The sequence below is a fragment of the Paenibacillus piscarius genome, from assembly GCF_022234545.1.
GTDB classification, from domain to species: Bacteria; Bacillota; Bacilli; order Paenibacillales; family Paenibacillaceae; genus Paenibacillus_AQ; species Paenibacillus_AQ piscarius.
Genome location: NZ_JAIEUI010000018.1, coordinates 110,096 through 130,302, shown reverse-complemented (window position 1 = coordinate 130,302; position 20,207 = coordinate 110,096). Strand labels below are relative to the sequence as shown.

The window sequence follows — 20,207 nt, the reverse complement described above, 5'->3', positions numbered from 1 at the left end:
TAGTATATGGATACAAGTGGTTTTTTATACTATGGCCGCAATAGATAGGACGAACAGCCTAGAGGGAGGCATGGAGTGTGGAGGAGGAACTGCTGATAGCCTTCGATTCGACCCAGCAGGCGCTGCGCGCCGAGATGCTGCTTGAGTATGCAGAGATTGAGATTGATATCTTTCCCACCCCCAAAGAGATTACGGCAGGCTGTGCGATGTCGATTCAGTTCAGCCGCAGTGCGCTGAAGGGTGTACGGCTCCTGGTGGCAGAGCAGAATATCGAGATCCGGGGGATCTTTGCCAGAGCGGCTCAGGGGGATGGCTATATTGAGTTAGGGGGAGAAGGAGAGGTTCAATGAATAACTGGGTACTGGAAGCAACGAGCGAAGAAGCTGTCCGGGAAGCTATCCGCTTCAAGGACCGGGTATGGGAGTGGCTGACGAATGCCGATATGTGGGCTACGGTGCTGTTTGCCGGCATACGGATTCTGCTGATTTTTATTCTGACACGGATTATTATCAGGGTCGTCTCAGGCTTGATTGACCGTTCTCTTGAACGGGAGACGAGAGGAAGGATGTTAGCGAACAACCGGCGCTTCTCCACAGTCGGCGGACTGATGAAGAATGTGGTTACCTTCTTCTGTAACTTCACCATGATTCTGCTGGTTCTCTCGGAGTTCAACTTCGACCTGAAGCCGCTGCTCGCCGGGGCAGGGGTAGTGGGATTGGCGATTGGTTTCGGCGCACAAAGTCTGGTCAAAGATGTTATTACCGGATTCTTCATTATATTCGAGGATCAGTTCGCCGTTGGGGATGTGATCCAGAGCGGAACCTATAAGGGAACGGTGGAGATGATCGGGCTGAGAACAACCCGGCTGTTAAGTGCTACGGGAGAGGTTCATATTATTCCTAACGGAACGATTGTTAATGTTACGAATTATTCGCTGGCCAATGCGCTGGCGGTGGTTGATGTTCCGGTCAAAATGGAGCGGGGGCTGGAAGCTACCCTCGCTCTGATTGGCGAAGCGCTTAAAGGCATCGAGGAGCGGAGCGAAAGCGTGATAGCGTATCCTAACATTCTGGGCATCCAGTCCATGAGCACATCCGAGTATGTGATCCGGATTGCAGCGAACTGTATGCCTAATGCCAGAGATGCCGCCGAACGGCAGATTCAGAATGATATCAAGCAGGCGCTGGAGAAGCAGAGTGCCCTGGAGGCGGCTAAGGCCGAGCAGGAGGCGCAGGAGCAGGCGGAGAGAGAGGCCAGGGCGGCAGAGGCGGCCCGTGAGCAGCAGTCCGCTGAGGAGGCGCGTAGAGCCGGTGAAGGGCATGAGGCAAGCCCCAGGAGGCAGGTAGCTGCAGCACAAGAAGGAGAGGAAGGGGAAGAGTAATGGAACGCAAAGTATTCGGGCTGGGAGATATTGTACTGATGAAGAAGCCGCATCCCTGCGGAACGAACGAAATGGAGATCATCCGTATGGGGATGGATATAAGAATCAAGTGCACCGGCTGCCAGCATAGTGTTCTCATTCCCAGGGCCAAATTCGAGAAAAATCTGAAGAAGGTACTGCATTCCGCAGCAAGTGAAGCGGAGGATTAATAAGCACGCAGCAATAAACGCAACACCAAATAATTTATCTTGCAATTATTGTATCCGCATGATATGATAAACCTTGCTGCGGAGAGGTACCCAAGAGGCCCAAGGGGGCTGACTCGAAATCAGTTAGGCGTGTCACAGCGTGCGTGGGTTCGAATCCCACCCTCTCCGCCACTTCAGCAATTATATATTTAGATTACGAATCCTCCGATCTGATGCGGAGGTTTTTTTGTTGTAAACGAAAAACCGATCACAATGGGCAGCGGGGCGGCATGCGGGCGAAATGTAATCGAAAAACCGATTACATTGGGCAGCGGCGCGGGCTGTGGGCTGAATGTAATCGAAAAACCGATCACATTGGGCAGCGGGGCGGCATGCGGGCGAAATGTAATAGAAAAACCGATTACAATGGGCAGCGGCGCGGGCTGTGGGCGAAATGCAATCGAAAAACCGATTACAATGGGCAGCGGGGCGGCATGCGGGCGAAATGTAATCGAAAAACCGATTACATTGGACATTGGCGCGGGCATGTGGGCCAAATGTAAATGAGCTTGACGGAGGCACTAGGTCCGGATGTACGGGGATGAGACAACAGCATCTGTCACCCGTTAGGGTATTGTGTGCTTGTTGATCTTCAGCGCAAAAAGAGAGACCTTCGCAGGTCTCTCTTCCAGAGGCAGTACATCATTGATGTTCGGAAATCTCTGTCTAAAGCCACTACTGTGATTGGGTATTGCCTAAGCTCTCCCCGGGTTACGATAGTTGCTGAAATCAGAATCCCTGTGATCGTGTTCGTCTACGACGTTCAACGGAACCACACCTCTCTTTTGCACTGCCTGGGAATAGTATGTGCAGCCTTCAGGGTTTTATACCTGGCTGCGCTAAATTAATGGACCCGGGCTTTCTCAACCTTTTTCCACTTGCGGTTCTGGTTGGTGGTCTCCGGGAAGGTGTCGCCCTTCTCCATTCTGATCTGCTTCGGATTCTGGATTTCGGTATGGAAGCTGCGCGCTTCGCCTACTTCGGTGTAGATTCCCGGGTTGGGGGCTTTGTCGCCCTTCTCGTATTCGGTCTGTTCGCCCATGTGCGGATACCTCCTGCTGTAGAGTGATGAAGCTCTAATATTGTGACCCCGACGATTGGTGATTACTCCGGCATTCTTACGGAATCCGGAAGCATTATCTCTCTGAGGGCCCAGCATCTGGTTCGCCTTAATAAAGCTTGCATTCCGCTGCCTGATTTGGTATATTGATTTGGTGCGAGTCTATGTTTGTGCTCGTTCCTTGCTCCTGACCTGATCAGGGGCCGCAGACCATAAGGAGGTGAAAATTATGCGCAAATATGAAGTCATGTACATTATTCGTCCTGACATTGAACAAGAAGCCGTTCAAGCAGCAGTCGAAAAATTCCAAGGCATCATCTCCAACGGCGGAGAAATTACAAAGCACGAAGTGCAGGGTAAGCGCCGTCTTGCGTATGAGATCAAGAAATTCCGTGATGGCGTTTATGTTCTGGTTAACTTCACTGCAGAACCTGCAGTAGTTACTGAGCTTGAGCGTATCATGAAGATTTCGGACGAAGTTATTCGTTATCTCATTACGAACGACGTTGCCTAAGATTCTGACAAGCTTTGTAACGAATCGCGCTATTAAGGAGGGGACCTAATTGTTGAACCGCATCATCTTGATCGGTCGGTTGACCCGTGACCCAGAACTTCGTTATACTCCTGCTGGTGTTGCCGTAACGCAGTTTACGCTTGCCGTAGACCGTAACTTTACGGGCCAGAATGGTGAACGCGAAGCGGACTTTATCCCGGTAGTAACCTGGAGACAGCTGGCTGAGACCTGTGCCAATTATTTGCGCAAAGGTAGACTGGCAGCCGTGGAAGGCCGCATCCAAGTACGGAACTATGAGAATAATGAAGGCAAACGTGTATACGTTACTGAAGTTATCGCTGATAATGTCCGTTTCCTGGAGTCCGCGCAGAGCCGAGAAGGCGGAAATGCATCGAATAGCGGTAGTATGCCTGAAGAGCCGTCCTATGGCGGCGGTAACGGTGGGAACAGTGCTCGCGGAAATAACAACAATAATTTCTCGCGTAACAACAATACTCAAGATCCTTTTTCGGGCGATGGAAAACCGATCGATATATCGGACGATGATTTGCCATTTTAATAAGGAAGGACTGAACAGAACATGGCTTTCAAACCAAGAGAAGGCGGAGACAACGACAAGAGACCGGCACGTCGTGGTGGACGCAACAAGCGCAAAAAAGTGTGCTATTTCACTGTGAATAAGATTACTCACATTGATTATAAAGACACTGAGCTTCTGAAGAAGTTCATCAGCGAACGCGGAAAGATTCTGCCGCGTCGTGTAACTGGAACAAGTGCTAAATACCAACGCGCTCTGACTATTGCTGTAAAGCGTTCGCGTCAAATCGCGCTGCTGCCTTACACAACGGAATAGGACGTTTCTTAAGCAGCCGGCTTAGCCGGCTGCTTTTTTCTATTCTATCGATTACTAGAGAGGAATGATCCCATGACCAGCTGGCAGCGGATGGCGGTCAGGTGAAGGTAGAGCTTCAGCAGACGTTCTTCGGTGCCCTGCATGGACAGGTAGCTGACGTCAAGAACGGGATCACCTGGGTGATGAATTGCTTCACCCCCAATTGACAAAGTAATTCCAGATGTAGTAAATTACAGGTATCCTATAACTAAAGGGGAAATTTTGATGTCGGTGAGCGTTCTTAACTAAGCAATTTCATATCATTCTGATGGTGAACCGCTGCATGTTCCTATATTTTACAGGGGCATGTCTTGTTAGAGTGTGCCTTGGCACCTCTTCTCAGAGCGGGCTGCAGGAATGAATGATTTAGTTAAGAACACACGCGAAGCGTCATGATGGCCTCTTTACGGCTATTGTTCTCTTTGTGATCAACCGTGCTCTTTGCAGCACGGTTTTTCTGCTTTCAGCAGCCAAAGGGGAGAATACCATCAATGGAGGGCGAAGACTGCCGTAGTGGCGGTCTTCGCCCTTTTTTTGCGTTAGGAATCACACCTGAGGGAGGAATACCAATGAATACCCAAAGTCTGCATACGCTGGAATATGAGACGGTCCGGCAGGAACTGATGCGCCATGCGGTGTCCTATGAAGGAAGAAAATATGTGAGTGAGCTTGCCCCAATGACCTATCTTCCGGCTATCCAACGGGCTCTGGAGGAGGTGGAGGAAGCGAAGGAGCTGCTAATGCGCGGGGCGAGTGTGCCTATTCCTTCACTGGAGGGCATTGAATGGGTGCTGTCGCTGCTGGGGACCGGATATATGTATAATGAGCAGGATTTCACAGCCGTCTCCCAGTTCCTGAACAGCTGTGCGCAGCTAAGGAAATACATGGCCTCCAAGGAGCAGACAGCCCCACGTATAGCCGCTTACGGGTTTTCACTGCAGGAGCTGAAGACGGTTAAGGAGGAGATCGACCGCTGTATCCGGCTGGGCGTTATTGAGACCGGGGCCAGTAAAGGGCTGGAGCGGGTGCGCAAGCGCCTGGGCGTGGCCAAGGAGCGGCTGAACCGGAAGCTGGAGAGCATTATGAACCGGCATAAAGCCATTCTGCAGGAGAGTCTGGTCAGTGTGAGGAACGGGCGCTATGTGATTCCGGTGAAGCGGGAGTATCACAAGCAGATTAAAGGGACGGTGCTGGACCAGTCTACCAGCGGACAGACGGTGTTCGTGGAACCGGACGAGTCAGCATCTCTTCAGAGCGAGATTGAGCTGTTAACCGCAGAGGAAGCCCGTGAAGAGGGGATCATCCTCAGTATGCTGACCGGGCTGTTAGAGCAGGAGCAGGCAGCCCTCAGGCAGAACATTGAGATTGCGGGCATGTATGACTTTATTTTTGCCAAAGGGAAGTATGCGCAGGGGTTGGATGCTATCCGGGTCGCTTTGAACGAGCGAGGCTATCTGAGGATGAACGGGGGGAGACACCCGCTGCTGAAGGATATGGTGCCGGTCAGTCTAGAATTCGGGCAGGGGTATAAGTCTCTGATTGTGACTGGACCTAATACCGGCGGTAAGACGGTTGTGCTCAAAACATTGGGTCTGCTCTCCCTGATGGTGCAGTCCGGCCTGCTCATTCCGGTCCAGCCCGGCAGTGACTTCGCCGTGTTCAGGAATGTGATGAGTGTGATCGGAGACGGCCAGAGCCTGACCCAGTCGCTTAGCACCTTCTCGGCACAAATGAAAAGCATTGAAGGGATGCTTACCGAAGCAGGCAGGGGAGTGCTGCTGCTGATTGATGAGCTGGCCGCCGGGACCGATCCCGGTGAAGGCTTCGCTTTATCGATTGCCATTCTGGAGGAGCTGAACCGCAGAGGCGCCAATATGATCGTGACTACTCATTTCAATGAGCTGAAGGCTTTTGCCGCCGCAACCGGAGGGTTCGAGAACGCGCGGATGGAGTTCGACAAGCATACGCTCCAGCCGCTGTACAAACTGACTATTGGCGAAGCCGGCGAGAGTTATGCGCTGCAGATTGCTGAGAAGCTGGGGATCGTGAGGCCGGTTATTGAACGGGCGAGGGAGCTTGTGGCGCAGCAGCAGGGCCATAAGGGCAGCTATGACCCTTGGAAGAGTGCTGCCAGAAGGGAGAGCAGGCCTGAAGCGGGTGCAGCCGAAGCAAGAGAAGTGGGAGGAGCGGATAAGTCGTTGCCGCCAAATAGTCAGGCAGAGATAGCAGAGAAGAGCAGGCGGGAATATGAAGTTGGCGATGCCGTCTATGTCAGCCCGCTCGGTCGTACCGGCATTGTCTATGCGAAGAAGGACAGCCGGGGCATGGTCGGCGTGATGGTCCAGAAGCAGAAACTGACTGTGAATCACAAGCGGCTGAAGCCGTACCTGTCCAAAGATGAGCTGTATCCGGAGGATTACGATCTCGATATCGTTTTTGAGAGCAAGGAGAACCGGAAGAAGCGTAAGCTGATGGGCAAAAGGCATGTTGAGGGACTGAGCATCACACTTGCTGAAGAGGAGAAATAGATCAATTTATGAACCGGAGTCTGCCCGTCAGGGCAGGCTTTTTACTGGAATAATTGAGGTTATCGGGTGAACGGCGAACGGGTCTTGGACTCAGGAAAATAAATATAGGTCTTCACTTTAGAGCGGATATTGTATATCCTCTATAATGTGGAACTATGAATTGTTCATAATATGCATAATGGGCTTTACAGTAAAATTTAGCTCGGAAACCGCTTACAATTAAGTGTGATCCAACCCGGGAGGGAATATCTATATGTCAAAGCAGCTCATCGGCAGACTGATGCTACCGCTGATCCTTGTGGTGGCTTTATCGTCATGCAGCGGAGCAAGCCCCGGCGTCCAATCTTACATGGAGCGCCTCAGCAAATCAGCTGATGCACCTACAAAAGGCGGCACAGTTACCTTGGGATATCCGTCATCGTTTCAGGGCATTTTTGAACCGGCTTTTTTTGAAGGGGAAGATGATGCGAATGTACTGGAATTCACGACAGAGGCGATGTTCACGGTGAATGATGATCTGTCAACAGTGCCCAACCTGGCCACCTGGCAGGAATCTGAGGATCATACAGTCTTCACCTTCACCCTTAAACCCGGAGTCCGCTGGCATAACGGCGATGAATTGACGGCCCAGGACTGGAAGTTCGCTCTGGAGACAATCGCAAGTCCAGAATATACCGGTTCGAGATATTATAGTGTAGAGATGATTAAGGGGGCCGAGGCGTATCATCAGGGGAAGGCGAAGGAGATAACGGGACTCAAGGTACTGGACCCCTATACGCTGCGTATTACCATGACTTCCGCGCGGGTGAACCTCATAGACAATCTGTGGGCTTACCCGATGAACAAGCGGTACTTCGAGGGAGTGGCTGTCAAAGATATGCCGGAGAGTGATCAGGTCCGCAAACGGCCGATCGGCACCGGCCCGTTCATGGTCACGGAGATTGTACCCGGTGAACGGGTAGAGATGAAACGGTTCAATGAGTATTACAAGGGCGGGGCGCTGCTGGATGGTGTAACTTACCTGGCGGTGGACAGCAAGGAGATGACCGCTCTGCTTGAATCAGGAAGCATTGATATGGGGACTGTGCCGCGCGACGCTTATCAGGCGGCAGGCCAACTGGATAATGTGGAGATTATGGCCGCTCCCGGACTGTCACTGGAATATATAGGCTTCAAATTCGGCCGCTGGGATGAGGACCGGGGACAAGTTGTGATGGATAATCCCAAATTCAAGGACAAGCGCCTGCGCAAAGCCATGTATTATGCGCTGGACCGCCAAGGGATCATTGACCAGTATTCTTACGGCCTCGGAACGCTCACCGAGACGCCGGTGCCGAGCTCCAGCTGGGCCAAGATTCCTGACGGAGAGATCGACACCTATCCGTATCTTCCGGAGAAGGCCAGACGACTGCTTGATGAGGCCGGTTATCTGGATATAGATGGCGACGGGCTCCGCGAGGACCCGGGCGGCAATAAGTTCATCATCCATTACGATGCGATGAGCGGAACCAAAACCGCAGAGGACCGGACGGAAGCCATCCTGCAGAACTGGCGGGAGGTCGGCCTGGATGTCCGCCTGAACGGAGGCAGCCTCAAGGAGCTGAATGATTTCTATGAGGCTGTGGAAACGGACGATCCGTCAGTGGAGCTGTTCAACGGGGTGTGGGGACTGGCCGTTGATCCTGACCCCGCCGGCTTATGGCGGGCCAAGGACTCCTGGAATTATCCGCGCTGGACCTCGGAGCGCAGCGAGGAGCTGATCCGTGAAGGAGTCAGCCTGAAAGCGTATGATAAAGATTACCGCAAACAGATCTATTATGAATGGCAGAAGCTGATTAATGATGAGGTCCCGATGATCTTCTTCTCCGAGCGGTCCAGTATCACTGCAGTGAATAAGCGTCTGCAGGGGGTAACGATGAACGCCGTGAGCAATATTATCGATCCGCAGAACTGGTGGATCAAGACCACCGATTAGATGAAATGACGGTCGCGTCCTGCAGCCTCCCGGCTGCGGCGGGGGCCGTTATTTTTATTTTTTGCGGAAATATGAATCAAAACAGAGTCTGCTGCGTCATATACATTAGGGCCAAGAAAAAGCTGAGATTGCTAAAGTTGTCGTTATTTGTTGTTTCTTTTTAGTGGCGAAGTGATTACAATAGAAATATTGTTTATGTGTCAAAGCCGTTTCCCAGGTTTATTCTACAATTAGAACGACCCGAATCCCGGAAAGGGGGTATCATACTTCTTGAAGCAGGGCGGCGCATAGCAGCAGGAAGAGCACCCAGTCATGACTGTCTGGAAGCCCAGACGGGCATTGTAAATAGATTAAGGCATTTATATGTCCAATCCACCACAAAGAAGGAATCAATGATGAATAAGATCAAAAAAATAAAGAAAAGATACATTGCGCTTATACTCGTACTTGTTATTGCAGCCGGAGCGTTTCTGTTCCAGAAGCCGCTGGCCGTGCTGGCCTTCGACCTCTTCCTGTCCGACCGGGTAGAGAGCAAGCTGGCGGAGGAGTCCTATGTGCCTCTGGAGAATAATACCACCAAGAACCCGACCACCGTTAAGGTGGAGCCAGTAGCGTTCAAGAGCGACCCGTTCTCTCTGATGCTGCTTGGTACAGATCAGAGGGGCAACGAGGTGGCGCGGTCTGATACGATGATGTATGCGGTCGTCCGCCCGGAGGACTATAAGATTCTGCTGATCTCCATCCCCCGGGATACGTACACGGAAATCATCGGATACAAGGGTAACAAGAAGGACAAAATTACCCACGCGTATGCTTTTGGCGGACAGCAAATGTCCAAGGATACCCTGGAAGCGCTCCTCGGCCATGATATTCAATATTATGCCACCATCAACTTTCAGGGGCTGAAGGATGCCGTGGATGCCATTGGCGGTGTGCCGCTCCCGATCAAGAAGGATATTGTCAACAAAGGCAAGGATCATGAGAAATTCACGATTAAGGCCAATAAGTCGAATTACAACGGTGAAGAGGCGCTGAACTATACCCGCTACCGTGAAGACAGCGACTTCAACCGTACCAAGCGGCAACAGGTCTTTCTTGATGTGGTCGCGAATAAAATGTTATCGATCAGTCAGATCGGCAATATCCCTGAGCTGCTGGATATCATGGGCGACAACTTCAAAACCGATATCGAGCCTTCTATGATTATCAGCCTGGCCAAGAAATTTATGGGCGGCAAGGATATGGATATCTCCAGCTTCACGGTAATGGGGGAAGGCAAGCGGATGGACGGGATCTACTACGATATTGTGAACGAAGAGGATCTGAACAAGGCAAAATCACTGATTGATAACTGGATGAACCCCAGTACACCCGTGGATCAGCTAATTGAACCCGGGAAGGCCGGCAAGGCACTGGAGCCTTCGGCTACACCTGCAGTACAGTAAGCATGAATAACAGCAGCCATTGCGTCAGGTTAATGGCTGCTGTTTACTGTCTTCATGGTATAATGGGGTGGAACGAACTGCTGTGTCAGGAGGATCAAGAGATGAATATTGCGTTTTTTTTACTTCCGAAGCAGGAGGTAGCTTGCGTTACCCTGGATTCAACGTTGCGCCAGACCCTGGAACGGATGGAGTTTCACCGATATACGGCAGTGCCGATCCTGAACAAGCACGGGGAATATGCCGGAACGGTCACGGAAGGTGATCTGCTCTGGTACATGAAGGAGTCGGGCGGCGCGGTTACTTTTGAGAATGCTTCCAAATTTCTGCTCAAGGATGTGCCGCTGCGGATGAACAATCTGCCGGTCTCGATTGATGCGGATATGGAGGACCTGATTAATCTGGCCAAGGTGCAGAACTTTGTGCCGGTTGTAGATGATATGAAACGGTTCATCGGGATTGTCAGACGGAGCCAGATTATTGAATATTGTGAGAAGTTCGTTTCCCGGCAATCGCTGGAATCGTTATAACCTCATCATCAGATAGGCAATGCTGAAGGGACAAAGGCCTGTATTTCCGGCACCACGGAATGCGGGCTTTTTTCAGAAAAGGTAAGAAAGATAAGACGATAAGGCTGCTGGTAGCCCGGCGGTCCTGCGGCGGCTGGCATCCGTGTGGCCCGGAAATATTTATGCTATAATGGAGAATAATGCTTTTTGCCGGAGGTAGAGAGACGTGCCCAATGTGCCGAAGGATCTGGATGTGGCCAAACGCGCCAAGGTAATTGAGTGGTTAAAGACCGAAGTGATTGATCAAGTCTCAAGGTTATTCAAGGCGTTGTGGGAAGGTAGCACCGCCCGTGTAGGCGACAGCCTGGCCAGCCTGATTATGAGCTCATATATCCTGGGGCGCAGACTTGGTATCCCTTATCGTGATCTGGATGATCTGCTGATGGAGAAGCTGAGAAAGCACAGGCAGGAAGGGCATCAGCTTGAAGAGTGGTACCAGGATATATCTGCGTTAGAAGAACATATGCGTAAGAGGTGAATACTGTTGAAATTTCGCTGGACATCTGTGGCTTGGAGCATCGCTTATCTGCTGCTGCTGTTATCCCTGTCAACCCCGCTGCTGTTAATTACAACACTGTTTATGATTATTCCGGCCATAGTGCTCTACACCACCTTAAGTACCAAGCAGTTCATTCTGCATCTGGTGCCGGTCCTGCTTATTGTAGGCCTGATTACCCCGTTCTATATTGTGATTGCGGCCTATTTCCTGATTCCGGCTCTGGTGATGGGACACCGCTACAAGAAACGTGCCTCGGCCATGTCCACATTAACAGCCGGGATGGTGGCTGTATTAGCTGAATTCCTGCTGATTCTCCTGGTCAGTACGGCATTCCTTAAGTTCAACCTGTACGACTATGTCTACGATGTTCTCCAGACCTATACGGATTGGCTGGCAAGCATGGGGGCAAGCAATCCGCTGTTGTCCGAAATTACCATCTCCTCCGATCAGATCGGCCAGATGAGCTGGTTGACCATCCAGGCTATTCCGATGACGCTGATCCTCAGCGCCTTCATCATTGCTGTTATTACCCATTCCATCGTCCGTCCTATTCTGAACAGCATGGGTTATGCTGTACCGAAGCTGAAGCCTGCAAGAGAATGGCGGCTGGGCAGAGCCTTTATCTGGTATTACCTGATCGGTGCTCTGATCACCATGCTGTTCGGCGGTGCAGACAGCGGCTTCATGCTGATGGTCTCGGCCAATCTGCTGCCGCTCCTGCAAATTGCCTTCAAGATCCAAACCATCGGTTTCCTCTTCTTCCTGGTGTATGAGCGGAAGTGGAACAAGATTGTGGCTCTTCTGCTGTCGATCCCTGTGATCGCTCTGCCGGGATTCTGGATTATCGGTGTGGTGGACCTCGCGTTTCCGCTGCGGGAGCTTGTGAAGAAATCGAAACGATAGGGTGAGAGCTCATGCCAAAATTTCTGCAAAGACGCTGGCACGGCTATCATACCGTGTGGGCGTTCTTGCTGCTATTGGTCCTGATTATAGTCGTCAGTATCTATAACTGGGTCCTGGGGGTGGCCAGCCTGTTCCTGGCCGGCACCTTATGTTTCACTATGCTGCAGGCCGAGCTGTCGTTCCGCCGCAACCTTGTTGATTATATTAACGGCCTGTCCTTCCGCATCAAGCGGGTGGAGGGGGAGGCTGTCAGTATGCTTCCGTTGGGTATCATCCTTTACAGTGAAGAACGCAAAGTGGAATGGCATAACCGCAATGCCGGCACGATCTTCTCACGCAAGTCTCTTGTAGGTGTAGACATGCAGGAGCTGATGCCTGAGGTGATGGCATCTCTGCCGAACACGGCGCAGAAGCGGGAGCCGGCCAAAGACGGGGTACTGAAGGATCACCGCCACGAGCTTACGGTGGATGACCGTTATTATCAGGTTGTGGTGATACCAAGTGAGCGCCTGCTCTATTTATACGACATTACCGAGCTTGTAGTGCTGCGTGAACGGTATGAGGAAGAGAAGCTGGCGATTGGCATCGTCATGATGGACAATCTGGACGAAGCCGCGCAGGGCATGGATGACCAGCAGCGTACCTCCCTGATCGCCAAGGTGGCCAGCGAGATTACGGAGTGGAGCAAGCAGTATGATGTATACCTGCGCCGCCTGTCCTCCGAGCGGTATCTGATGCTGCTCAACCACCGCAGCTTACAGGCGCTGGAGGAGAGCCGGTTCGTGGTGCTTGATGAGGTGCGGGAGATGACAGCTGATCTCAAGGTGCCGATGACTCTTAGTATCGGCCTGGCCTACGGCTCGGAATCGGCCAGCGAGCTTGGAGCGCTGGCCCAGTCCAGTCTGGACATGGCGCTGGGCCGGGGCGGAGACCAGGCTGCGGTGAAGGCGGGCCAGCGGCTGTCGTTCTATGGCGGCAAGAGCAACGCTGCCGAGAAGCGCACCCGCGTCCGGGCCCGCGTCATCGCCCACGCCCTGCGGGACCTGATGCAGGAGAGTGACCGGGTGCTGATTATGGGGCACCGGATACCCGATATTGATGCGATTGGAGCATCAATCGGGCTGCTGAAGGCTGCCCAGATGTATAATGTGGAAGCGAGCATTGTGATGGAGACCCCGAATCCGTCGATTGCCAAGATGATGGAGCAGATCCGCAAGGATGAGGCGCTCTTCAAGACCTTCATCACGCCGGAGCAGGCGCTCCAGTCGATGACGGAACATACGCTGCTGATTGTGGTGGACACCCATAAGGCCTCCATGACGATTGAGCCGAAGGTGGTTCAGCATGCCAGCCGGATTGTGGTGGTGGATCATCACCGCCGGGGCGAAGAATTCATTAACGATGCTGTGCTTGTGTATCTGGAGCCGTATGCTTCATCGACCTGCGAGCTGGTGACCGAGCTGCTGCAGTATATACACGAGAAGATCAAGCTGAGCCCGCTGGAGGCTACGATGCTGCTGGCCGGCATCACGGTGGATACGAAGCATTTCGCCCAGCATACCGGGTCGCGGACCTTCGAGGCCGCCGGCTTCCTGCGCCGGGTCGGAGCAGATACGGTTCTGATCCAGCGGATGCTGAAGGAGGACCTGCAGGAGTATATCTCCAAGGCGGAGATTATCAAGCATGCGCGCATTATCTATGACCATGTCGCGCTGGTGGTCACAACGCCGGGCACGAAGATTCCGCAGCTGCTGATTGCCCAGACGGCGGATACGCTGCTGGGGATGACGAATGTGATGGCATCCTTCGTCATCAGCGAGCGGCCTGACGGCCTTATCGGCATCAGCGCCCGTTCCCTTGGCCGGATGAACGTGCAGGTCGTTATGGAGAAGCTGGGCGGCGGGGGGCATCTGTCCAATGCAGCGACTCAGCTTGAAGGAACCTGTAGGGAAGCAGAAGCCAGACTGCTTGCGGTACTGGCTGAAATTGAAGCGAAAGAGGGGTTATTTGAATGAAGGTCATATTCTTGAAGGATGTTAAAGGGCAAGGCAAGAAGGGACAGATCAAAGAGGTATCGGAAGGGTACGCCACCAACTTCCTGCTGCCGCGCGGGCTGGTGCGTCCGGCAACCGACGGCAATGTGAAGACACTGGAGAACCAGACGGCAGCGGAACAGCGCCGCAAGGACCAGGAGAAAGAGGAAGCGGTACAGCTGGGCAAGAAGATTGATGAGCTGACCCTGACGCTGAAGGCCAAGGCAGGGGAAGGCGGCCGCCTGTTCGGCGCAATCACCAGCAAGCAGATTGGTGAAGCCCTGGCTGCCTCCCACGGCATCGTGGTAGACAAACGCAAGATTGAGCTGAGCGATTCGATCCGCCATGTCGGAACGTTCCAGGTGGGTGTGAAGCTGCATACTGAAGTAAAGGCGACCTTCACGGTTCAGGTAACGGAGGAGTAGGATGGGCGGAGATCTCTTTTTCGACCGGGTCCCCCCGCAGAATCTGGAAGCGGAACAGGCCGTGCTGGGTGCGGTACTGCTGTCCGATGAAGCGCTCATTACCGCAATGGAGCGGGTGAGCACGGAAGACTTCTACGACAAACCGCATCAGATGATCTTTGAAGCGATGGTGCAGCTTGGAGAAGAGAGCCAGCCGATTGACCTGATTACCTTGACCTCCCGGCTTCAGGACCGGGGAGAGCTTGAGGATATCGGCGGTGTCAGCTATTTGGCTAAGCTGGCGCATGCAGTGCCGACGGCAGCCAACGTGGATTATTATGCTCAGATCATCGAAGAGAAGGCGATGCTGCGGAGGCTGATCCGTACCGCCACACAGATTGTCAGTGAAGGCTACACCGGCGGCGAGGACGTAGGCATTATGCTGAGCGACGCCGAGCGGCGGATTCTGGAAATCTCGAACCGGCGCAGCGGCAGCGGATTCATTGCCATCCGCGATGTGCTGATGCAGGTATTCGACCGGGTGGAGCTGCTCCACCAGAACAAAGGCGGGACCTCGGGAATTCCGACCGGGTTCGTCGATCTTGACCATATGACGAATGGCTTCCAGCGGAATGACCTGATAATTGTCGCAGCCCGGCCTTCCGTCGGGAAGACGGCGTTCGCCCTGAATATCGCCCAGAACGTTGCGGTCCGGGCGAAGGAGACGGTTGCGATCTTCAGTCTGGAAATGTCGGCTCCCCAGCTGGTGCAGCGTATGATCTGCGCGGAGGCCAATCTGGACGCCAATATTATGCGTACCGGTGACTTCAAGAGCGATGATGACTGGTCGAAGCTTACGATGGGTATCCAGTCTCTGTCTGAATCTGAAATTTATATTGATGATACGCCCGGCATTACAGTCAATGATATCCGCGCGAAATGCCGCAGACTCAAGAAGGAAAAGGGCCTGGGTATGATCGTCATCGACTACCTCCAGCTGATTCAGGGCCGCGGCAAGCCCGGGGAGAACCGCCAGCAGGAGGTATCGGAAATCTCGCGTACCCTGAAGCAGATTGCCCGTGAGCTTGATGTTCCGGTTATTGCCCTGTCCCAGCTCAGCCGTGGCGTAGAACAGCGCCAGGACAAACGGCCGATGATGAGTGACCTTCGTGAATCGGGCTCCATTGAGCAGGATGCCGACATCGTCGCTTTCCTGTACCGCGATGATTACTATAATCAGGATACTGAGAAGAAGAACATTATCGAGATTATTATCGCCAAGCAGCGTAACGGCCCGGTGGGCACGGTAGAGCTGGTGTTCCTCAAGAACTTCAACAAGTTCGTCAACTACGAGCGGGCCCATGCCGAACCGTTTGCAGGTTAGACAAATTTCGCGCAATACACGAACGATCGCACTATTTTTGTCGTGATCGTTCGTTTTTGTTTGACTTTAAAAAGTGCCGCTGTTACACTGATTATTGTGTTTGGCAGGTTCACCTGCCTGATGTCCGGAGGGCTGCGTACTTCAGAAGCGCGTACAGAGCCCTATTACAAGTGCAAAAATAATGGTGCCTGTTAGCACCTACGGAGGAATGAACATGTCAACGGTAGTCGTCGTGGGAACACAGTGGGGAGACGAAGGCAAAGGCAAGATCACGGATTTTCTGGCGGAAAGTGCAGATGTGGTCGCCCGGTATCAGGGGGGTAACAATGCCGGTCACACGATTCTGATTGACGGAAAGAAATTCAAGCTGAGCTTGATTCCATCGGGTGTATTCTATAAAGAGAAAACTTGCGTAATCGGCAATGGAATGGTTATTAATCCAGAAGCCCTGATCCAGGAAATTAATTATATTCATGATAACGGTTTCGATACGAAGAATCTGGTCATCAGTGACCGTGCCCATGTCATTATGCCTTATCATATGGTGCTGGATGCGCTGGAGGAAGACCGCAAGGGCCCGAACAAAATCGGAACGACCCGCAAAGGGATCGGCCCCTGCTACATGGATAAAGCGGCCCGCAACGGCATCCGGATTGCCGATCTGATGGACGCTGAGGAATTCGAGCTGAGACTCCGCCCGCTGATGGCAGAGAAGAATCAGATGATTACCCAGGTGTACGGTGCAGAGCCGCTGGATGTGGAAGAGATTCTGAAGAAATATCTGGAGTATGCCGAAGTGCTGCGAGGTTATGTCACTGATACCTCGGTGGTGCTGAATGATGCCATTGATAAAGATGCCAAGGTGCTGTTTGAAGGTGCACAAGGGGTTATGCTGGATATTGACCAAGGGACATACCCGTTCGTGACTTCATCCAATCCGTCGGCAGGCGGCGTCTGCATCGGATCGGGCGTAGGCCCGTCCAAGATTCAGCAGGTTATCGGCGTAGCCAAGTCGTACACAACCCGTGTGGGAGACGGTCCATTCCCTACAGAGCTGAACGATGCCACTGGTGACTATATCCGTGAGACTGGACATGAGTACGGAACGGTGACCGGCCGTGCCCGCCGCGTCGGCTGGTTCGACAGTGTAGTGGTGCGTCATGCCCGCCGCGTCAGCGGAATTACCGGCCTGTCGCTGAATTCCCTGGACGTATTGAGCGGCCTTGAGACGGTTAAGATCTGCACCGGCTATAAGTACCGCGGGGAAGTGATTACCCACTATCCGGCCAGCCTGAAGATGCTGGCTGAGTGTGAAGCTGTGTATGAGGAGCTTCCGGGCTGGAGCGAGGACATTACCTCCGCGAAGACGCTGGACGATCTTCCGGCCAATACACGCAGATATGTGGAACGGGTCTCAGAGCTGACCGGCATTCCGATCTCGATCTTCTCCGTAGGCCGCAACCGGGAACAGACGAATCAAGTTCAGCCTATCTATATCTAAGCCTACAGCAGACTGGAATCCATAGAATGAATCAGGAGCAGGGACCTCAGCGAGGTCCCTGCTTTGCTGTATTTTCACAGAGAAGAAGTATGCTTATGTGGTGCTGGGACGTTTCCCCGGCCGTGTTCTAGTCAATACTAAGAGAATAGGATCATATGGAACTGATTCTCAAGGAGTAGGATAGAGCAGGGTTGCAAGGGAGAGATGATAATGAAGGTAGTCAAGCGTGCTCTGGGCATCTGTCTGATTGTTCTGCTGTCCAGCGTGCTGTCTATGCTGACAACTGCGTATGTGGTTAACACGTACATCCAGTCGGTGCTGGCCAGCTTCGAGATTAAGGTGGATGGCCCGGGGCCCGGTATCAGCGGCTTCGTGAAGAGTCTGACGGGGATGGGCGGCAGCCCGGCCTCCAAGGACACCGAGAAGACCTCCAAGGAGAGCGGGGATCAGGCTGGTTCAAGCAAGGTGAAGGCAGATGAAGAGAATAAGAACGGTGGAGCAACCTCCGGTCATACCAATGAGAAGACGGTGGACGATAAGGTGCCGGAGGATGCCCTGCCCGTGATGGGGCAAGCAGCCGGAGAGGAACAGAGCGGCGGGGCACTGGATCAGAATCTGGTGATGACGCCGGAGGCCATGAATGAGCTGAAGGAGAATCTGCCTGCTGACGAGAAGACCAATATTTTCAATATTCTGATGACCAAACTTCCGCAGGAGGAGATGATCAAGATCTCCGCTATGCTGGAAGGCGGGTTGACAGAGAGCGAAGCAGCTGAATTGCAGGGAATCATTGCGAAGTACGTGGATGCGGATGAATATAATGCGCTGATGAAAATGCTTACACCGAGCTCGAAGGGAACGGAGTGAAAATAAAAATTGTCACTTTTTGGACACGACCTCAGTGTTTAAAACGCAAAAATTGGGAAGAAACCCGCGAAAACCGCGGGTTTTGTTGTGTTCATAAAGTTGAAATCATTCTGCAGCGTATGGTACAGTAAAAAAGGACTACAAAGGGTTAATATTTTGTAACCTTTTTTGTGTCTTTTTCATAGCAGAAATTCATACTCATGCAAACCGACAACATATGATGGGCAGATATAGTTACGTTGTACAAATCGGAGCCATAACAATAGTTCAGCCGCTTCGGCGGACCGTATGGACGGACTGAAAGGGAGAGTTTCATGAAAGGATTCAAGTTTATGCGCCGGAGCGGGAACCTGCAAAGCCATGAAGAAGCATCCGCAGGGTCCGGTGCAGCAGGTCAACAGGCGGAGATGAGCACAGGCGAAGCCCGTGTCGTCCAGCCGGGAAGGAAATCGCGCAGACGCCTGCGTTCGTGGGTTCTGGCTTCTGCCGGTCTGGTGCTTCTGTCCGCCTTCCTGGTGGGGGCGCACAAGAGAGAGGTTGCCGCAAACACGGTAACCTATTACAAGGTACTGGTGAAGGGCAAAGAAATTGGCGCATTGAACCGGCAGGAGGATCTGACCAGGTTATTTGAAGAGAAGCGCCAGGAGTACCAGCTCAAATATCCGGATACCGAAATGGTGCTGCAGACCAGCGGGATCACAACGGAGGCGCAGCAGGCGTACAAGCCGGAGGTGGACAGCGAAGCTACACTGGACAAGCTGGATACTATGCTCAAGGCCTATGCCGTAGGCGTGCAGCTGGAGGTTGATGGTAAGCCGCTGGGCATCGTGAAGGATCAGGAGACAGCGGCAGCGGTTCTTAAGGCCGTGAAGGAGCATTACGCTCCGCAGGCGGCAGCTGTGTCTTCCGCGAAGCTGGTGAAGACGGCGGCGAAGGCGAAGGCGGCCGCCCCTGCGGCGGCCGACAAGGTGGAATCGGTTAAGATCCGTGAAGCGGTCAGCGTTGTTCCGGTGAAGGCTGATCCCAACAAGGTGCTTGATGTCCAGGAAGCCGTGAAGCTGCTGACCGAAGGCAAGGAAGCTCCGCTGGTCTACTCGGTTCAGGAAGGCGACACGGTCTCTGCGATCGCTTCCCAGTTCAACATCCCCCAGGCGGAGATCTTCCGCAACAATCCTACGGTGAAGGAGCTTAGCCTGCAGATTGGCGATGAACTGCAGCTGACGGTCCCCCAGCCGGATCTGACAGTGGTCACGGTGGAGCATGTCAGCGAGCAGGTAGTCACCGAGCCGGAGGTCATTATCCGCAAGAGCGATCAGCTCCCGGCCGGCAAGCGCAAGGTGGTCCGCCCCGGACAGACCGGACTGAAGACAATGCAGTACCGGCTAACCAAAGAGAACGGGCGGGTGGTTCAGGAGGAGTGGCTGGGCCAGGAAGTGGTGAAGGCCTCTCTGCCTGAGGTGGTCTACTCGGGAACCAAGGTCATGGAGAAGGCCGCGGAGAAGACTGCAGTCAAGACCGTGGGCGAGGCAACCGGAATGTTTGCTTGGCCGGTCACCGGAGCCCGGATCTCCAGCAGCTACGGCGAGCGCTGGGGACGCACCCACAAGGGCCTCGATCTGGTCTCGGGCAACCGCACGATCAGGGCGGCAGACGCCGGGACGGTAAGCTTCGCCGGGGTACAGCGCGGATACGGCAATGTGGTTATCGTTAACCACAACAACGGATACTCTACGTACTACGGGCATCTTAGCAGAATCTCGGTCTCGGCCGGACAGCGGGTCGGACAGGGCACGCAGATCGGTATTATGGGGAACACCGGCCGCTCTACCGGGACACATCTGCATTTCGAGATCCGCAAGAACGGGTCCGCCATGAACCCGATGAGATTTCTGAGATAACAATTGAAGGCGCAGACTTCTGACAACCGTCCGGATCATTTCGGGCGGTTGTTATTTCATTTCGTTAGATGTGACGCCAAGTCAGGTATGTTAGAATATAGGAATCAGG

20 protein-coding genes, 1 tRNA gene and 1 pseudogene are annotated in these 20,207 nt (G+C 53.1%); 20 read left to right on the top strand and 2 right to left on the bottom strand.

Annotated features, from left to right (window positions below):
* The first annotated feature begins 77 nt into the window (after window positions 1-77).
* The 4 genes from K1558_RS24270 (at window position 78) to K1558_RS24255 (ending at window position 1,761) form a co-directional block, all read left to right on the top strand.
* Complete coding sequence (locus K1558_RS24270) at window positions 78-350, top strand: putative Se/S carrier protein (RefSeq protein WP_238654529.1); 273 nt, start codon at window positions 78-80, stop codon at window positions 348-350.
* On the top strand, window positions 347-1,381 hold the full coding sequence (locus tag K1558_RS24265; protein ID WP_238654527.1) for a mechanosensitive ion channel family protein: 1,035 nt from the start codon (window positions 347-349) through the stop codon (window positions 1,379-1,381). The genes K1558_RS24270 and K1558_RS24265 overlap by 4 nt, the downstream gene beginning before the upstream one ends.
* A complete protein-coding gene (locus tag K1558_RS24260) occupies window positions 1,381-1,590 on the top strand; it encodes a DUF951 domain-containing protein (RefSeq protein WP_238654525.1) in 210 nt (69 codons plus the stop codon). The genes K1558_RS24265 and K1558_RS24260 overlap by 1 nt, the downstream gene beginning before the upstream one ends.
* An 80-nt stretch (window positions 1,591-1,670) precedes the next feature.
* Window positions 1,671-1,761, top strand: a tRNA-Ser gene (locus K1558_RS24255).
* Window positions 1,762-1,778: 17 nt separating this feature from the next.
* Here K1558_RS24255 and K1558_RS24250 read toward each other — a convergent pair.
* Window positions 1,779-2,105 carry a hypothetical protein gene (locus K1558_RS24250; RefSeq protein WP_238654523.1) on the bottom strand — a complete coding sequence of 109 codons (327 nt, stop codon included), beginning with the start codon at window positions 2,103-2,105 and terminating at the stop codon, window positions 1,779-1,781.
* Window positions 2,106-2,473: 368 nt separating this feature from the next.
* Window positions 2,474-2,671, bottom strand: a complete 198-nt coding sequence (locus K1558_RS24245; RefSeq protein WP_238654521.1) for a YjzC family protein — start codon at window positions 2,669-2,671, stop codon at window positions 2,474-2,476.
* Window positions 2,672-2,918: 247 nt separating this feature from the next.
* On the opposite strand from K1558_RS24245, the gene rpsF reads away from it, so the two are divergent.
* The 16 genes and pseudogenes from rpsF to K1558_RS24170 all read left to right on the top strand — a co-directional run bounded on the left by rpsF (window position 2,919) and on the right by K1558_RS24170 (window position 20,098).
* Window positions 2,919-3,203, top strand: a complete 285-nt coding sequence (rpsF, locus tag K1558_RS24240) for a 30S ribosomal protein S6 (RefSeq protein WP_020425715.1) — start codon at window positions 2,919-2,921, stop codon at window positions 3,201-3,203.
* 49 nt (window positions 3,204-3,252) lie between these two features.
* Window positions 3,253-3,762, top strand: a complete 510-nt coding sequence (gene ssb, locus K1558_RS24235) for a single-stranded DNA-binding protein (RefSeq protein ID WP_238654519.1) — start codon at window positions 3,253-3,255, stop codon at window positions 3,760-3,762.
* A gap of 21 nt (window positions 3,763-3,783) precedes the next feature.
* On the top strand, window positions 3,784-4,056 hold the full coding sequence (rpsR, locus tag K1558_RS24230) for a 30S ribosomal protein S18 (protein ID WP_238654517.1): 273 nt from the start codon (window positions 3,784-3,786) through the stop codon (window positions 4,054-4,056).
* A gap of 86 nt (window positions 4,057-4,142) precedes the next feature.
* Window positions 4,143-4,262: pseudogene (locus K1558_RS33295) on the top strand (VOC family protein); the annotation flags it as partial.
* A gap of 402 nt (window positions 4,263-4,664) precedes the next feature.
* The gene (locus K1558_RS24225; RefSeq protein WP_238654515.1) at window positions 4,665-6,623 is read left to right on the top strand and encodes an endonuclease MutS2; all 1,959 of its coding nucleotides are present in this window, start codon (window positions 4,665-4,667) and stop codon (window positions 6,621-6,623) included.
* Between the two features lie 253 nt (window positions 6,624-6,876).
* Window positions 6,877-8,598, top strand: coding sequence for an oligopeptide ABC transporter substrate-binding protein (opp4A, locus tag K1558_RS24220; protein ID WP_238654513.1), 1,722 nt, complete (start codon window positions 6,877-6,879; stop codon window positions 8,596-8,598).
* Window positions 8,599-8,990: 392 nt separating this feature from the next.
* On the top strand, window positions 8,991-10,043 hold the full coding sequence (locus tag K1558_RS24215; protein WP_238654511.1) for an LCP family protein: 1,053 nt from the start codon (window positions 8,991-8,993) through the stop codon (window positions 10,041-10,043).
* A 101-nt stretch (window positions 10,044-10,144) separates the two neighbouring features.
* A complete protein-coding gene (locus tag K1558_RS24210) occupies window positions 10,145-10,570 on the top strand; it encodes a CBS domain-containing protein (protein WP_238654509.1) in 426 nt (141 codons plus the stop codon).
* A 214-nt stretch (window positions 10,571-10,784) separates the two neighbouring features.
* Window positions 10,785-11,087, top strand: coding sequence for a MazG-like family protein (locus K1558_RS24205; protein WP_238654561.1), 303 nt, complete (start codon window positions 10,785-10,787; stop codon window positions 11,085-11,087).
* Between the two features lie 6 nt (window positions 11,088-11,093).
* Window positions 11,094-12,011 carry a DUF2232 domain-containing protein gene (locus K1558_RS24200; protein WP_238654507.1) on the top strand — a complete coding sequence of 306 codons (918 nt, stop codon included), beginning with the start codon at window positions 11,094-11,096 and terminating at the stop codon, window positions 12,009-12,011.
* An 11-nt stretch (window positions 12,012-12,022) separates the two neighbouring features.
* Window positions 12,023-14,026 (top strand): DHH family phosphoesterase, encoded by a 2,004-nt coding sequence (locus K1558_RS24195; RefSeq protein ID WP_238654505.1) that lies wholly within the window; start codon window positions 12,023-12,025, stop codon window positions 14,024-14,026.
* Entirely contained in the window at window positions 14,023-14,469 is a 447-nt protein-coding gene (gene rplI, locus K1558_RS24190; protein WP_238654503.1) for a 50S ribosomal protein L9, read from the top strand. Before K1558_RS24195 ends, rplI begins: the two co-directional genes overlap by 4 nt.
* A gap of 1 nt (window position 14,470) precedes the next feature.
* Complete coding sequence (gene dnaB / locus K1558_RS24185) at window positions 14,471-15,832, top strand: replicative DNA helicase (RefSeq protein WP_238654501.1); 1,362 nt, start codon at window positions 14,471-14,473, stop codon at window positions 15,830-15,832.
* Window positions 15,833-16,046: 214 nt separating this feature from the next.
* Window positions 16,047-17,333: an adenylosuccinate synthase gene (locus K1558_RS24180; protein WP_238654499.1), complete on the top strand. Its 1,287-nt coding sequence runs from the start codon at window positions 16,047-16,049 to the stop codon at window positions 17,331-17,333.
* A gap of 210 nt (window positions 17,334-17,543) precedes the next feature.
* The gene (locus tag K1558_RS24175) at window positions 17,544-18,200 is read left to right on the top strand and encodes a hypothetical protein (RefSeq protein ID WP_238654497.1); all 657 of its coding nucleotides are present in this window, start codon (window positions 17,544-17,546) and stop codon (window positions 18,198-18,200) included.
* A gap of 314 nt (window positions 18,201-18,514) precedes the next feature.
* Window positions 18,515-20,098: a M23 family metallopeptidase gene (locus tag K1558_RS24170; protein WP_238654495.1), complete on the top strand. Its 1,584-nt coding sequence runs from the start codon at window positions 18,515-18,517 to the stop codon at window positions 20,096-20,098.
* The last annotated feature ends 109 nt before the right edge of the window (window positions 20,099-20,207 follow it).